This is a genomic window from Paenisporosarcina cavernae (assembly GCF_003595195.1).
GTDB classification, from domain to species: domain Bacteria; phylum Bacillota; class Bacilli; order Bacillales_A; family Planococcaceae; genus Paenisporosarcina; species Paenisporosarcina cavernae.
Genome location: NZ_CP032418.1, coordinates 273,352 through 289,253, shown reverse-complemented (window position 1 = coordinate 289,253; position 15,902 = coordinate 273,352). Strand labels below are relative to the sequence as shown.

Below are 15,902 nucleotides of genomic sequence, written 5' to 3'. Positions count from 1 at the left end.
TTCTTAAGTATAGGTCACGAAACGAAATTCGTAAATATTGACACTATCATATAGTTCGTATATATTATTATGTAGTATCAATAACTACATAATAAGGAGTTTTAATATGAATACGTATTTTAGAGAACCTTTTAATAGTCTATCTCATTGGATTGGCGCACTACTTTCTATAGCCGGATTTGTTTTATTGTTGATGAAAGCAACGACATTGGAAAATCCTACACTACCCGTAGTAGCGGTCGTTATATTTGGGATTAGCATGATTTTACTTTACTCAGCTTCTGGGCTGTATCATATGATTATCGCAAAGGATTCTGTCATCGCCTTTTTTCGACGTTTAGATCATTCCATGATTTTCGTCTTAATTGCAGGATCTTACGCACCATTTTGTTTAGTTGCACTTCGAGATACAACTGGGATCGTAGTGTTTACCGTCGTCTCTGTTGTAGCCATTCTTGGCATTATTTTTAAAATGGTATGGTTTCACGCACCACGCTGGGTCTCCACTAGTTTGTATATTGGTCTAGGTTGGATCATTATTTTCTTAAGTGGTCGTTTGGCGGAAGTCCTTTCTTCTACCGGCTTATTCTTCCTAGTCCTTGGAGGAATTATGTATACGATCGGCGGAATAATCTACGGATTAAAGCCGAAATTTATGGAAAATCTTATTCTCGGCTATCATGAGATCTTCCACTTATTTATCCTATTAGGAACGGCAAGTCATTTTGTCAGCGTCTACCTGTATGTACTGAAATAGACATCCGTACGCAAGAAGACAGATTTATTTTTTTTAAAACAAAAGTACCCGTTGTTTTTAGATGAAACTCTTCCCCATTTTGTGGATTAGTAGGGAAGATTCTTTCATTTAAAAAGACGGGTTCTTTTTTATTCCTCTAAAAATGATTCAAGCTTTTCAATCAACTGGCTCGGCTGCTCCATCATACTCATATGTCCTGCATCTTTAATTAGCGCAAGACTTAATCGCTCTCGGTTCACGAGGAAGGTCTTCTCTGGTGGAATGACACCATCCTTTTCACCAGCTACTAATAGCGCCTTCACGCTCGAATCTTCTAATGTTGTCGTGCGATCTTTTCTATTTTTCATTGCCCGAAGGAAACCAACTGCACCTTCTTTAGACGTTTTGTAGCCAATGGCTTTTGCCTTTTCCTGTAGCGAATCTGTTTCCGCATTTGGAGCAAATAATTTCGGAATGAGCCCTTCAATAAACGCCGGTAGTCCTTCACTCTCTATTTTTGCAATCGCCGCCTCTCGACCTTCTTTTCCTTCTTCACTATCCGCTAAAGAAGTTGAATGCACGAGAGAAAATCCATTTAATCGATCTTCGTACTTTTCAGCAAAAGCAAGTGTTATATATCCTCCAAGAGAATGTCCAATCATCGTCACCTTATCAATATGTACCGCATCTAAAAAATCACGAAGTAAATCTGCCATATATTCCATTTCATAATTCCCAAAAGAAGCATCCGATGCACCGTGACCCGGTAAATCTAACACGAATACTTGATGTGATTTTGCCAATGTCGGCACTACATCATCCCAGTACGCACTACTTCCGCAGAAACCATGTAATAACAGAATGGCTTCACCCGTACCATGCACTTCATAAAATAAATTTCCATCTCGTAATTCCATCTCTTTTTTCGTCATGAGAACACTCCCGAACAATTTGTCTTTTTATTCTCTACCCATATGGAAGAAAATTTACACTTTTGAAGAGTGTTTTTATCATGGTAAAGCGATTGTTCTTGAAAAGCCCTGTTAACTACCGGGAAAAACGTGCAGAAATAGTGGTAAAACATGCAACTTCCAGGTGAAAACATGCAACTTTTCCAAATATCCTGTTAGTAAACGCGAAAACCATGCAAAGTGCCATTTCCTTCCAAGTCAAACCATGTTTTCGTTAGTGATAACTCCCCCTAAAAGGTAAGTTTTGCATCCGAAAAATGATCGTAAAAAAGAACCTTGCACAACGGCAAGGTTCTTACAAAACGCTTTATAAAGTTTCTTTTTCGAGTGCTGCGACGACGTCTTCCACTTCTGTTCGAGACATTTTCTCCTGCCCTTTTTTCATGGCAGCGAGTGTTCGTTCCGCTAAGGCATATGGGATTTTGCAAAACATTTTGATGCGCTTGTCTTGAATGTCGTGTACATAGTCTTTTGCACGTGATAAATTTTCATCGGCATACGTAAAGAGGTCATCACGCATCCAGCCATTTGGTACGTAGCTTACACCGCGTTCGGCGTCTTCTTGTTGGTTACGCAGAATGTTAACTAACTGCAAGCCTCGTCCAAAAGCGATGGATTTCTCTCGATCTGTTTTTTCGTGTCCGTATGATTCCCACAAATCGCTCAGCATAACCCCGACAAGTCCAGCTACGTAGTATGTGTATTCGTCTAAATCTTCTTTCGTATCAACACGCCAGTTTCGTTCTGCCCATTTCGCCATTCCAAAAGCCATTTCACTCGTTGAGTCCTGCACTTTCCGACGTACTTTCTCTGGACAGTAGTCAATCCAATCGGCCAACTTCCATGTAACTTCCGGCAAGACGCTTTCGTACCCCGCTAGGTCCTTTGCATACTGGTTCGCGTCAAAATCCCCTGCAAGGTTTTGTGACACACTTGTCAGTAGTGATTTCTTCACGTCATTGCCAAGAGCCGGATGGTCTTCAATCTCATCAATCGCACGCATGCAGAGATAAGCAGCGGCCACTGTGCTTTTCAAGTCAGCGGAAAGGAAGCTGATGGGAAGATAGAATGTGCGACTCGTTTCTTTGAGCATGTTCATCACGTGTTTTGTTTGGTTTTTGGTGGAATGCATACTGCCAACTCCCTATAGTAAGAAAAATCCTATTCCCATTATAACGTAAGCTGCTAGCATCGTCAGTCCTTCAAACCAGTTCGATTCCCCGTCGTTGGAGATGCTGACAGTTAGCATAACGGCTGTTGCCATGGCAACGAGTTCTGGAATCGTGAAGACAAGTGGCATCGATTCAGGCATTAACAATGAGATTAGCACAAGTAGTGGTGCGACAAACATGGCGATTTGCAAGGTGGATCCGATCGCAATTTCGACCGCAACGTCCATTTTGTTTTTCATCGCCATTAGAATTGCAGATGCGTGTTCTGCTGCATTTCCGACGATCGCAACGATAATTACCCCGATAAAGAGCTGCGACCAGCCAAATTGTTCTCCTACCGATTCAAATGTATGTACGAGATTTTCCGACACATAAGCTACTGCTAAAGTTGCGATGAGTAGGATCAGAATAGATTTCTTTTTCGACCATTCCGGTTCTTCATGCTCGGAATATTCTTCGCCTTCAGAGTGTTGATAGACCCCTCGGTGCGTAACTAATTTGAAGAATAAACCAGCCAAGTATAATGCGATCATCACGATCGAAATTCCTACACTCAATTGAAGTGTTTCGGTTTCATTCATGGACATTGAAAATATTTCTGGTATAACGAATGCGACAATGACGGCAAAGATCAATAATCCAGCATTGTGTTGCGCATCGTGAAAACTAAATTTTTGTCGTTTAAATTTCAACCCACCTAAAAAGAAGGAAAGTCCCGCAACTAGCAATAAGTTCCCAATGACGGAACCCGTTAATGATGCCAGAACGACACCGATTAGACCCGCTTTTAGGGCAAATATCGAGATAATCAGTTCCACTGCGTTACCGAAAGTTGCATTTAACAAACCACCAATTCGTGGTCCACTTACGACTGCAAGACTCTCGGTTGCTCTTCCCATAAAACTAGAAAGGGCAATGACGGTTATTGCTCCAATGAGGAACATGGCGATAGAGGACCAGTGCATCAAAGAAGCGATAATCGTCAGCGGAACACCAATGCCCGCAATAATTGTAAAAATTTTGTTCACCATGGTAAATCCTCCTTTTTTTCATCCTATCACAAGGCGAAAAAAGGGAGAAATTTTAGCGCCAATTTTGGGCCATAAATTTCATGTCAGAGATAGCGCGCGCATCCTGTTCTATATCACCCGGTTTACCAGCTTTTCCAATGACATAATCTGCAAACGTCATACCAAAGTAGTCGCAAATATACTGAAATTGTTGAATTAGAGGTAGCCCCTTTAATCGCGGATTATCCCCACCGACTGCCACTACGTACAGCTTTTTTTGACCTATTTTTTCTCGCAGTGCTTCATATTTTTCATCGCGCATTGCTTGCGACCAGCGATCAACAAAGTTTTTCATGAGACCTGACATCCCGTACCAATAGATTGGTGTAGCGAGCACCATTTCGTCGTGCTTCATCAATTCTTGCATGACCTCATCGAACGAATCGTCAACTCGGTCAAATCCAGTAGGTTCATGCCGCTGATCTTCAATCGGAAATATGGTATGTTCCCTCAAATGGATCCGTGTCACTTCTTTTCCTTCTAACCCTATTTCCGTTAGAAACTCCGTGTTACTTTTCTCTCTAGAACTACCGTAAATAACGATCATGGAATACTCTCCTTTTTACTTCTTTTGGAAATGAAAAACGCCGCTTTACACAAGTATGTGCAAAGCGAACGCAATATGTTACTGACCAATCATTTTTGCTGGGTCCACCCATTCATTAAATTGTTCTTCCGTCACCCAGCCACTTGCTAACGCGGCTTCCCGTAAAGTAGTGCCTTGTTCATGTGCCGTTTTCGCGATTTTCGCTGCTTTTTCGTATCCAATGTAAGGATTTAGCGAAGTAACAAGCATTAAAGAATTTTTCAAATGATTGTCTAGTGCTTCGGTATTCGGCTCTAAACCGACTAAACAGTTGTCGTGGAAACTATTCATCCCGTCAGCTAATAGACGCACGGATTGCCAGAAATTATAGTAAATCACTGGTTTAAATACATTTAACTCGAAGTTTCCTTGGCTTGCCGCAAAACCGATTGCCGCATCATTTCCCATCACTTGCACAGCAACCATTGTAAGTGCCTCTGATTGAGTTGGATTTACTTTCCCTGGCATAATGGAACTTCCTGGTTCATTCGCAGGAATGGTGATTTCGCCGATTCCACTACGCGGACCACTTGCTAACCAGCGAACGTCATTAGCGATTTTCATCAAGTTTGCTGCTAATGCTTTTAATGCTCCGTGGACATACGTTAGCTGATCATGACTCGTTAATGCATGAAATTTATTTTCGGATGAGCGGAATGAATAGCCTGTTGCGTTTTTTAATTCCGCTGCGACGGTTGCGCCAAAATCTTTATGCGCATTTATACCCGTTCCAACTGCAGTTCCACCAATGGCTAAATCAAGCACGTGGTCTAAACTTTCCATCACCATTGTTTCGGTGGTTGCCACCATGTGCTCCCATCCACTAATTTCTTGTCCAAGCGTAAGAGGTGTTGCGTCTTGGAGATGCGTTCGACCAATTTTCAAAATGGACGCATAGCGATTCGACAATTCGCTTAATGTGCCTTTCATTTGTTTTAATGCAGGTTTTAAAGACGTTTCAATTTGTTTCACCGCTGCAATATGCATCGCCGTTGGGTACGTGTCATTAGAACTTTGGGAACGGTTTACGTCATCATTTGGATGTAAACGCAATTCGTATCCTTGTTCTTCTAAATAGCGATTGCCAATCCGCGCAATAACTTCATTTACATTCATATTCGTTTGCGTTCCACTTCCTGTTTGCCAAACCGCTAATGGGAATTCGTTTTCCCATTTCCCCGCGATAATGTCATCTGCTGCTCGAACGATCGCTTGTCGTTTTTCTGCTTCTAAATTCGCCAGCTTTTCATTCGCAATCGCCGCTGCTTTTTTCAACTGTGCAAATGCCTCAATCAGTTCCAAAGGCATTTTTTCGACACCTATTTTAAAATTTTGCAAGCTGCGCTGTGTTTGCGCACCCCACATCGCCTCATCTGCTACTTCAATTTCACCAATGGAATCTCGTTCTATACGTGCCATGTAAACCGCTCCTTCCGAGTAATTACTCCATCTATTGTTTCATTTCCAAGAAGAAAATTTCAAACAAAAAGACTTTAGAAAACCTCTAAAGTCTCAACGTACACGCACATATTCCACTACTTTTTCCCTGGCATCTGATGGCACGTCTTTTTCTGCATGATTACCACTTGGCAATGCAGTGTCAGATTGTCCACCATTCGATGGAGCCTCTTCTTTTGGGAATGAAGTACTCGCTACTTTCCCGGCAGTTTCGTCGTTACTAGCTTTCATTTCTGGCAACAATTCATTCACATCGGCTTTTTTATACGAAGGGAGTGCATGACTATTCCTATCTTTCGTTTCCAACTCAAGCTTCATTTTCTCGAGTTCCACTTTCATCTTTTCCGTTTCAATTAAATAATTTTGTTGCTTTGTTTTCTCAAGCTCCAATTCGTCCTTGATCATTGTCGACTTCAATTTCTTCGTAGAGGACAAATGACCAGTGATGATCGCAATGATGGGAATGGAAAACACCATAATGACTGAAATCGTTCCTGTATCCATCGTACATTACCTCCTAAAGATTCTATGATTCGTTTCTTACTGTAAAAGTGATAAAACAACTGCTGGTGCAAGAATGATGGTTATAAACGAAACTATCAGCGTACGACCTTGATATTTTTCAAGACTACTTACTAATCCACCAAGTGCGACTACTATTGCACCTACAATAAATATCCCAACAAAGTTCCAATCGTAATGGGTTGCAACAGGGACACTTAGTATAGAAGTCGTTGCCTGCTCAAAGAAGCCTACTAATTGAAGTGCGATATTCGTGGCTAGGGCGATTACAAGTAGAATGACGGAACCAATCAACCTTTTTTTCTTCATAAATTTTCCACTTCCTTTTCTCCATACTACTGAATACGGGAAGAAATAGAAATAGTTTCAGAAAATTCTTCCAATGAAGCTGCCGATTTCTTCTTTTGGGCATGGCGAAATTGGAAAATGGGAGGATAATTTCGTGAAATGGGCAAGAGCAATAGAAGAAATCGCTAACGGGTTATCCATTAGCGATTCGACTTATTGTTGTATTAAGTTTAAAAATTTCTTCGTTCTTGCTTCCGTTGGGTTTGTGAATACTTCCTGAGGATTTCCTCGTTCGATGACGATTCCTTCATCCATAAAGATGACTTCATCTGCGACGTCTTGAGCGAATCGCATTTCATGGGTAACGACAATCATCGTCATGCCTTCTTTTGCGAGATCTTTCATTACTTGAAGTACTTCGCCAACGAGTTCTGGATCGAGGGCAGATGTTGGTTCATCAAATAACAAAAGTTCTGGTTGTAAGGCTAATGCTCGGGCAATTCCAACGCGTTGTTGTTGACCTCCAGAAAGCTGATGTGGGTAGTCATTTGCTTTATCAGACAATCCAACTTTCTTTAATAGCAGGAGAGCACTTTCTTTTGCTTTATCTTTCGGAAATTTTTGTACACTGACTGGTCCTTCCATCACATTTTCCAGAACGGTCATATGCGGAAATAAGTTGTAGTGTTGGAAAACCATTGCGGATTTTCTGCGCACTTCATCTGTTACTTGTTTCGTGGTTTTGATGGAAAAATTCGCGTGCACATTGTCGATAACGATTTCACCGGAGGAAGGGGTTTCCAATAAATTTAAGCACCGTAGAAAAGTTGTTTTTCCAGATCCAGATGGTCCAATGACGACGACAACTTTCCCTTTTTCCACTTCTAAATCAATGCCCTTCAACACGTCAACATCTCCGAATTTTTTGTGTAACGATTTGACTGTTATCATGACTTCCTCCTTATTTTGCGACGTATCGATCAAAACGATGTTCTAATTTTCCTTGCACCACTGCTAGTAACGTACAAATGATCCAGTACAGAATGGCGGCTTCTATATAAAGTAGTAAGAATTCATAGTTTGTCGCGGCAATTTCTTGTGCGCGCCGAAACATTTCTGTTACTAAAATGAACGAAGCAAGTGATGTATCTTTCACCAATCCGATAAATGTGTTCGATAAAGGTGGAATCGATACTCGCGTTGCTTGCGGTAAAATGATGCGGCGCAATGTTTGCGAATAGGACATCCCAATCATATGAGCAGCTTCCCACTGACCCTTTGGAATCGATAAAATAGCTGCGCGAATGACCTCGGATGCATAGGCACCGACGTTTAATGAAAATCCTATCACTGCCGCTGGAAACGGATCGATTGTGATACCTAAGTTGCCAAGTCCGTAAAACAAAATGGCAAGTTGAACAAGCAGCGGCGTTCCTCGAATTGCGGACACATAAAATCGTGCAATGCCGTTCGCGAGTTTACTAGTTGAGATACGTGCAAGTGCCGTCAGAACGGCCAATATGATACCAAAAAGAAACGAAAGAATAGCGAGCGGAATCGTATAAACAACAGCACCCTCCAACAAAGGTTGGAGGGAATTAAGTGCAATCTCTATATAACGATCCATTTTTTCTGGATCGACCATACTACTATTCAAGTACATTTTCGCCAAACCATTTTTCTGAAATTGTATCGTATGTGCCGTCTTCGATCATGTCGTTTAGTGCTTCATTTACCGCTTCGACCAATGATTCGTTTCCTTTTCGGAACATGATTCCACTCTCTGCGGCATCATCTGCTTGGGCAACAATTTGAATGTTAGCATCTGGTTTTTGTTTTTGGAAATCAAGTACGGATAATTTGTCATTGACAGTTACATCTACTCGACCAGAATTCAACAATTCAATCGCTTGATTAAATCCTTCTACTCCCACAATTTCCGCACCGTTTTCTCGTGCAATATCTGCGTAATTACTCGTCAAGGATTGCGCCGATTTCAACCCTTTCATATCGTCAAAGCCTTTTACATCGTTATTCTCTTTTGATGTGACTAACACGGCAGCAGACGTAATGTATGGAGAGGAGAAGTCATATTTTTCTTCTCGGTCTGGGCGAATACCAACTTGGTTGACAATCATGTCAAATCGCTTGGAATCTAATCCTGCGAACATCGCGTCCCATTGTGTTTCCATGAATTTCGGTTCTACATCTAAACGCTTTGCGATTTCTTCGGCAATTTCGACGTCAAATCCGGTAAGTTTTCCTTCGTCATTATGGAAGGTGAAAGGTGGGTACGTTCCTTCCGTTCCAATGAGAAGTTCCCCGCTATCTTGAATGGATGCAAGTAAATCTTGTGTGTCACTTCCTGTAGCGGCGTCGTTTTCATCTGATCCACATGCGGTTAATAAAATTGCTCCCATGAGCAATGTAATGGTAAATACTAATTTTTTCATTTTTAATCCTCCAAATTCATATAAGTTTACTAGGCATTAGAAAGTGTATATCATTTTTTCACTTGAGTCAAAACAATTTGCTTCACACATGCAAACTTTAACCGATATTACTAAGGAACTAGAAAATAGAGACTGGACGGTGGGGAAATGAAGCGAAAAGGATTTCGCAAAGTAGGAACGAAAATTTTAGCCGGATTTCTTTCGGTTGCACTTCTTGTCATTTTGTTAGGCGGTTACAATTACCTTGCTACAACAAAAATGAATGACGATACAGAAAGTATCTTAGATCGTGATGTACAATTATTAATTTCATACGAAGAACTTGCTTTTAACATGGCGCAACGTGTGGCACTTTCCCGTGCTTACGTGCTTTTTGGAGATGAAGAATACAAAACTTCTTTCGAAGATTACTCGGAAAAAAGTAAAGAAATCCAAGTATACATACTGGAAGCCACTCCAAAAGACGGTGTACAAGACCTTATTAATAAATCCACTGAATGGGAAAATCATGTGGAAGAGTATGTGTTCACGCCGTACGACAATGGAAATGATCGTTTAGCTCTGCAAGAATTACAACAAACCTCACAGCCACTTGCCCGTGAAATCATGAGTGGATTTGAACAAGTCGTTAATGAACGCGAAACGAAAATGAATGAAAAAGGTGACACGATTATTGCCGTTGGAAAATCGACGCAATTAATCGTGACGATCATTACGCTACTTGTGATCATTGCTTCGATTGCCATCGCTTGGTTTACATCACGCATGATCGCAAATCCTATCCGTGATGTCATGAAACGAATGAACGCGATTGCAGACGGTGATTTAAGTCATGGCACAATGACAACTAAATTACGGGATGAAGTTGGACAATTGATTGATGCAACAAACACGATGAATGAGAAAATGAAAACCATTATGCAACAAATTAGTGGTGTTTCCGAAAGTGTTACATCGCAAAGTGAAGAGTTAACACAATCTGCTTCCGAAGTTAGGGAAGGCTCTCAACAAATTGCTGCTACAATGCAAGAACTTGCGGCAGGATCGGAAACCCAAGCAAGACTAGCGACAGAACTTTCGGAGTCGATGGGTGAATTTACGGCACGCGTAAATGACACGGGTGAAAATGGTCGCCAACTAGAAAGTTCCACGAATGATGTATTAGAACTTACGACATCTGGTGCTGGTTTAATGGAAAACTCTTCTGATCAAATGACACGTATTGATGGCATTGTGAAGGAAGCTTATGACCGAGTTACTAAGTTAGACGAACAGTCTAAACAAATCTCTGAATTAGTAGAAGTGATTAAATCGATTTCAGAACAAACGAACTTACTCGCGTTAAATGCAGCGATTGAAGCGGCTCGTGCTGGAGAGCATGGAAAAGGCTTTGCCGTTGTAGCAGACGAAGTTCGAAAGCTATCAGAACAAGTAGCCGATTCTGTGACAGAAATTACTGGCATCGTCGGAAGCATTCAACAAGAAACGTCGAATGTCGCAAGTTCCCTTCAAAATGGTTACGGTGAAGTAACGAAAGGAACGCATCAAATTCTTGAAACAAAAACAACGTTTGTAGCGATTAACGAAGCGATTAAAACGATGGTACAAAATATTTCAGTGATGAGTGACAACGTCTCTGCGATTCGCGAAAACACGAAAGAAGTAAGTATCAAAGTGGAAGAAATTGCAGCGATTTCAGAAGAATCCGCAGCAGGGGTCGAACAAACGACTGCTTCTTCCTTAGAAACTTCTTCTTCTATGGAAGATGTTTCGAAGAGCTCGGATGACCTTGCAAAAATGGCTGACTCATTAAACGCGATGGTTCGTCAATTTAAACTATAAAAAAATGGAGCTCCTTTTATAGGATGCTCCATTTTTATATTTCGTACCCAATTTGCGATTTTTTGTGCAACCGTTTCATATTGTACATTTGCTTGTCCGCGCGTTTCATCAACGTAAAGATATCCTCCCCGTCTCGCGGATAGATGGAATATCCAATACTCAAGGATAAATCGAGTTGTAGATCTTCCAACTGAAAAGAGTGTTTTAGCACTTGGTAAAGGCTCGTTTTAAACTCATCGATTGCTTGTTGCACATTTGCATGCTGAATTAACAGCATAAATTCATCTCCACCAAAACGTGCAAACAAATTCGGTTCATTTACACACGCTTGAATACGTGAAGCTAATTGTTGTAAAACTGCATCGCCGATATGATGTCCATATGTATCATTGATTGATTTGAAGGCATCAACATCCATAAACAATAAACCAATCTCTTTGCCAGATTTTTTTGCTTTTGATAACGCTAACTGAAGCTTCTCCTCAAATTGACGTCGATTTGCTAAACCCGTCAAATCATCTTCGAATGCGAGTTGAGCAACTGCAATTTCGTACTTTTTGCGCTCAATTGCTAGAATGACTAGCTTCACATATGTCTCTGCAATTTCTGCATCTAAAATACTTGGTCCTGCTTGTTCGGAGAACTCGATATACAACATACCAGAATCTTCTTCGGCTGCTTCCTTAATGGGTACATGTAAGATCGACGTTTCCACTAGTGGTTCAGCTGTTTCAGATGACAACTGAAACGTTTCATCTCCGATCTGTAATTTCGCTTGAATCGCATTTGTATGCGCTACTAACAAACGAAGCATCTCGAGCAAGACCGTTTCTGTAGCATCTCCATGCGCAATCATTTCTAACAGCCTTTTTTGTCCGTGAATAAAATCCTCTGACTTTAACCGTTCTGTAATGTCACGACAAGCCGTTACCGCTCCGATAATTTTGCCATCTACTAATATGGGAGATACGGAATATTCTACTGAAACAGGTTCTCCCGCTTTATTCCAAAAAACCTCATCTTCAATCGTTCGTGCCATACCATCTTCCAACGTTTTCGTCGTACTGCACTCATCGATTGGATAAACGGAACCGTCTTTTTTTGAATGATGAATGAGGTCATGTGCATGCTGGCCAATTAGTTCTTCTTGGGAATAACCGAGCATTTCCGCAGCGGCGACATTGCAAAAAATTATCTTTCCAGAAAAATCCATTCCGTAAATTCCTTCTTTTACCGCATCTAATATGATTTTGCTATCTTGGCCTAATTGACCTATTCTTCTTTCTGGCATGCACACACCTCCCCATTTAAAAATTTTCAGAATCTTGCATATATTTTACTATATCACCTACCACGAAGGTAGTAAATACACATTACTCCGCTGTTCTTTTTTCCATCGAGTGACGATATACTTTTGTTCGAAATTCTAATATCTCATCTTTAGAAGCTTCGACACCGCTCGGCAAGTCATTGGGATCAAACAATAATTGGTCATCTTCCTCTAATGAGGTTACTTTGAGGGAACCTAGTACCACTCGTTCACGCGTCTCTGGCCACAGCACAGTAGGATCAATCGTTGAATCTTCTTCTGTGCCAATGACCGCTACAAGCTCAAAAGAAACCTTACCATGTTGGACGGACTGCTCTAATTTTTGGAATAAAACATCTTCCCCCATCTCTTCTTCCTTCGCTTCTGTTTCCACAAGCTCGGATGTAGGATTCCATTCAAATTTTACAGGAATTCGTTTTCCTTCTTCATTGAGCAAGTAAAACACATGGATCGAATAGTATGTTGTCGCTTCGTAGAGCGTTGATGGCTTTAATCCTTTGACTGCTTGCAAAGCATTTTTCGCTTCCGGAAATTCTTTCGCTAATTTCCCTATTCCACTTAACGTAAATTTGCCTTCTTTTAATTTTTCGACCGAATCCATCATTTTCGAAAACGTTTCTGCAGAGGAAGTCACGAATACAGGTGCATTCGCACACACAAGTGTATGCGATTCTTTCTGGTCTTGCCCCAATTTAACCGCTAGCCCTTTAATACCTGCAAACAAATCAGATGCCTGCGGATTCGGTGAACTAGTGGAGAATCGAATCTCTGCCTCATACGATCCCGGTTTAAAGAAGGTTGACCGACTCCACTTCGATGCGTCAGGTGATGGCGTAAACGTTGCTTTCCCACGAATCCCTTTTGCATGCGCTCTCTTTGCCTTCGGATGTTTCCCTGAAATTGCTTCCATCGTATTCACTGTTTTAATTGCTAAGACATCGTCCGTATTTCGATGAAGACTATACATCTACATCCTCTCCTCTCATGTCCCTATCATTCCCGTTTTAAAATGAAGTAATCCATTTTATAGGAGATTGAGCAAGAAGAATTAGTCTTATCGAATCGATCCTTCTTCCACAAAAAAACCGCTCCGTATTTGGAGCGATTTTAGAAACCTTGTTACACTTTCTTGCTAGCAAATCCAACATAAAGTGAAGCAAAAGCGATAATAAAGTGAAGCACATTGTCTGCAAATAAGAAGACAATTCCGATAAACTCGTGTGTAAACAATCCGATGATTGCCACTAATAAGTAGATTACTCCAAATACCTTGGCGAACAAAATTGCGCCTGATTCACTACGTGCCATGATTAGTGCAATAATACCTGAAACTAAATGCACAATATTATGCATCGTTGTTAAATGGAAGATGTCCTCCATTGGTAGGAAAAATCCTACTACTCCTAAAATGATAAATATAATACCTAATACTTGCACAAACTTTCTTGCCATTTCTCTCATCCTCTCTATTTGTGTTTCATCAAGCTAACGTATCAACTAGTACTTTGGATCACGTTGCTTACATTTCTAATTTCCTATAATAGAAACTTTGAAACTTCCAAACTCTCTGAAAACACATTCTATTATGAATGGTGTAATTTCTTTCGGTTTCCGTTACAATAAACGTAGTTTGCAAGAAAATGGAGGGGTTTGAATGAGTGCTGGATTACCGAACAGAGAATCTGTTTCAATTGAAGAAACGTGGAAATTGGAAGATCTTGTACCAAATGAAGCAGCATACGAAGAAGGTCTTGTTTCATTAACAAAAGCAACAGATGCTTTTGTACAACAATGGAAAGGATCAATTCATACATCAGAAGACGCTGTTACTGCTCTAAAAGCATATGAGGAAATCTATTTGACGTTAATACCTGTGAGTACGTACGGAAATTTGGCATTAAGTGTCGACCAAACGAATACCGAAGCTCAAATGCGAGCGTCCAAATTCGGAAGTTTCTATGCTGGGCTTGGAAGCAAGTTAGCATTTTTAGATAGTGAGTTGCTGAACTTAAATGAGAAGATTTTAATGGATGCTGCACATTTGGCACCCGAATTCGCTCAATACTTAGACAAGCTCATCAAGAAAAAGCCGCACCAACTAGCTCCTGAAGTGGAAAAAACGCTTGCATCGTTATCGTCTACATTCGATGGACCATATGAACTTTACAATACAACAAAAATGGTCGATTTATCGTTCCCGGATTTTGAAGCAAACGGCTCAATGCATCCAATGAGTTACGTAAAATTCGAGAATGATTATGAAGTAGAAAACGACACGGAACTTCGCCGCAACGCATTCGATGCATTCTCGAAAGAGCTAGCGAACTATCAACACACGACTGCAAAAACATACGACATGCATCTGCAAACGGAAAAGACGCTATCGGACTTACGTGGATATAATACGATATTCGATTCCTTACTTTTCTCTCAAGAAGTGGACGCTTCTCTTTACCACCGACAAATCGACTTAATTATGAAAGAATTAGCGCCTCATATGAGAAAATATGCGAAATTACTCGGTCGTATTCATGGAATCGACAAGATGACATTTGCCGATTTGAAAATTTCAGTCGATCCATCGTATGAACCGAAAATTTCGATTGAAGAATCGAAAAAGTATATGTATGACGCTCTTGGGATTATGGGAGAAGATTACATCGAAATGGTTCGAAAATCTTACGACGAACGTTGGATTGATTTCGCTGCCAACAAAGGGAAATCGACTGGGGCATTTTGTTCAAGTCCATATGGCGTGCATCCATATATTCTTATAAGCTGGTCAAGCCGGATGAACGAAGTATTCGTTCTTGCACACGAGCTAGGACATGCGGGGCATTTCTACTTGGCGCAACAAGAACAATCTGTTTTTAACTCTCGTCCATCTCTCTACTTCATTGAAGCTCCTTCTACGATGAATGAAATGCTAACGGCGAATCACTTAATGAAAAACTCAGATGATCCTCGCTTCAAACGTTGGGTTATTTCATCGATTGTTGCGAGAACTTATTACCATAACTTTGTCACCCACTTACTAGAAGCCGCGTACCAACGAAAAGTGTACGATCATGTCGACAATGGCGGCAATGTCCACGCAGGCTTGCTAAACGAATGGACACGTGAAGTACTACAAGAATTCTGGGGAGACGACGTGGAGATAAATGATGGTGCAGAATACACATGGATGCGTCAACCTCATTATTACATGGGATTATATCCATACACCTATAGTGCAGGACTTACCATTGCAACGGAAGTTTCGCAAAAAATCCTCTCGGAAGGGCAACCTGCCGTCGACCGCTGGATTGACGTATTAAAAGCAGGAGGAACGAAAACTCCTGCAGAACTTGCTCAGATGGCTGGAGTAGACATTACAACCGAACAGCCATTACGCAATACCATTTCCTACATTGGTTCATTAATCGATGAGTTAGAAACTTTAACGAAGGAAATCGAAGGAAAGTAAGCAAATTA

At 40.9% G+C, this 15,902-nt stretch carries 16 protein-coding genes; 3 read left to right on the top strand and 13 right to left on the bottom strand.

The genetic code is table 11. The annotated features are described in order from the left end of the window. Window positions 1-106: 106 nt before the first annotated feature. On the top strand, window positions 107-757 hold the full coding sequence (gene trhA / locus D3873_RS01550) for a PAQR family membrane homeostasis protein TrhA (RefSeq protein WP_119882362.1): 651 nt from the start codon (window positions 107-109) through the stop codon (window positions 755-757). 128 nt (window positions 758-885) lie between these two features. Here trhA and D3873_RS01545 read toward each other — a convergent pair whose 3' ends face one another. The 10 genes from D3873_RS01545 to D3873_RS01500 form a co-directional block, all read right to left on the bottom strand. Beyond that, window positions 886-1,668: an alpha/beta fold hydrolase gene (locus tag D3873_RS01545; RefSeq protein ID WP_119882361.1), complete on the bottom strand. Its 783-nt coding sequence runs from the start codon at window positions 1,666-1,668 to the stop codon at window positions 886-888. Between the two features lie 346 nt (window positions 1,669-2,014). Beyond that, on the bottom strand, window positions 2,015-2,839 hold the full coding sequence (locus D3873_RS01540; RefSeq protein ID WP_119882360.1) for a squalene/phytoene synthase family protein: 825 nt from the start codon (window positions 2,837-2,839) through the stop codon (window positions 2,015-2,017). A 12-nt stretch (window positions 2,840-2,851) separates the two neighbouring features. Beyond that, a complete protein-coding gene (gene cax, locus D3873_RS01535) occupies window positions 2,852-3,910 on the bottom strand; it encodes a calcium/proton exchanger (RefSeq protein ID WP_119882359.1) in 1,059 nt (352 codons plus the stop codon). A 52-nt stretch (window positions 3,911-3,962) separates the two neighbouring features. Beyond that, on the bottom strand, window positions 3,963-4,496 hold the full coding sequence (locus D3873_RS01530; protein WP_119882358.1) for a flavodoxin family protein: 534 nt from the start codon (window positions 4,494-4,496) through the stop codon (window positions 3,963-3,965). A gap of 78 nt (window positions 4,497-4,574) precedes the next feature. After that, window positions 4,575-5,954, bottom strand: coding sequence for a class II fumarate hydratase (gene fumC, locus D3873_RS01525; protein ID WP_119882357.1), 1,380 nt, complete (start codon window positions 5,952-5,954; stop codon window positions 4,575-4,577). 93 nt (window positions 5,955-6,047) lie between these two features. Next, on the bottom strand, window positions 6,048-6,497 hold the full coding sequence (locus D3873_RS13670) for a hypothetical protein (RefSeq protein WP_338014662.1): 450 nt from the start codon (window positions 6,495-6,497) through the stop codon (window positions 6,048-6,050). Between the two features lie 36 nt (window positions 6,498-6,533). Continuing rightward, window positions 6,534-6,824, bottom strand: coding sequence for a hypothetical protein (locus D3873_RS01515; protein ID WP_119882356.1), 291 nt, complete (start codon window positions 6,822-6,824; stop codon window positions 6,534-6,536). A 192-nt stretch (window positions 6,825-7,016) separates the two neighbouring features. Beyond that, entirely contained in the window at window positions 7,017-7,754 is a 738-nt protein-coding gene (locus D3873_RS01510) for an amino acid ABC transporter ATP-binding protein (protein ID WP_119882355.1), read from the bottom strand. Window positions 7,755-7,764: 10 nt separating this feature from the next. Beyond that, window positions 7,765-8,466 (bottom strand): amino acid ABC transporter permease, encoded by a 702-nt coding sequence (locus D3873_RS01505; protein ID WP_119882354.1) that lies wholly within the window; start codon window positions 8,464-8,466, stop codon window positions 7,765-7,767. Continuing rightward, entirely contained in the window at window positions 8,453-9,256 is an 804-nt protein-coding gene (locus D3873_RS01500) for an amino acid ABC transporter substrate-binding protein (RefSeq protein WP_119882353.1), read from the bottom strand. Before D3873_RS01500 ends, D3873_RS01505 begins: the two co-directional genes overlap by 14 nt. 147 nt (window positions 9,257-9,403) lie before the next feature. Here D3873_RS01500 and D3873_RS01495 point away from each other — a divergent pair, with 147 nt between their 5' ends. Then, on the top strand, window positions 9,404-11,098 hold the full coding sequence (locus D3873_RS01495) for a methyl-accepting chemotaxis protein (RefSeq protein ID WP_119882352.1): 1,695 nt from the start codon (window positions 9,404-9,406) through the stop codon (window positions 11,096-11,098). A 34-nt stretch (window positions 11,099-11,132) separates the two neighbouring features. Here the strand turns inward: D3873_RS01495 and D3873_RS01490 are convergent, their stop codons facing one another. The 3 genes from D3873_RS01490 to D3873_RS01480 all read right to left on the bottom strand — a co-directional run bounded on the left by D3873_RS01490 (window position 11,133) and on the right by D3873_RS01480 (window position 13,880). Further along, a complete protein-coding gene (locus tag D3873_RS01490; protein ID WP_119882351.1) occupies window positions 11,133-12,389 on the bottom strand; it encodes a GGDEF domain-containing protein in 1,257 nt (418 codons plus the stop codon). 82 nt (window positions 12,390-12,471) lie between these two features. Beyond that, a complete protein-coding gene (locus D3873_RS01485; RefSeq protein ID WP_119882350.1) occupies window positions 12,472-13,395 on the bottom strand; it encodes a catalase in 924 nt (307 codons plus the stop codon). Window positions 13,396-13,547: 152 nt separating this feature from the next. Then, window positions 13,548-13,880: a DUF4383 domain-containing protein gene (locus D3873_RS01480; RefSeq protein WP_162920102.1), complete on the bottom strand. Its 333-nt coding sequence runs from the start codon at window positions 13,878-13,880 to the stop codon at window positions 13,548-13,550. Between the two features lie 202 nt (window positions 13,881-14,082). On the opposite strand from D3873_RS01480, the gene pepF reads away from it, so the two are divergent. Next, on the top strand, window positions 14,083-15,894 hold the full coding sequence (pepF, locus tag D3873_RS01475) for an oligoendopeptidase F (RefSeq protein WP_119882348.1): 1,812 nt from the start codon (window positions 14,083-14,085) through the stop codon (window positions 15,892-15,894). The last annotated feature ends 8 nt before the right edge of the window (window positions 15,895-15,902 follow it).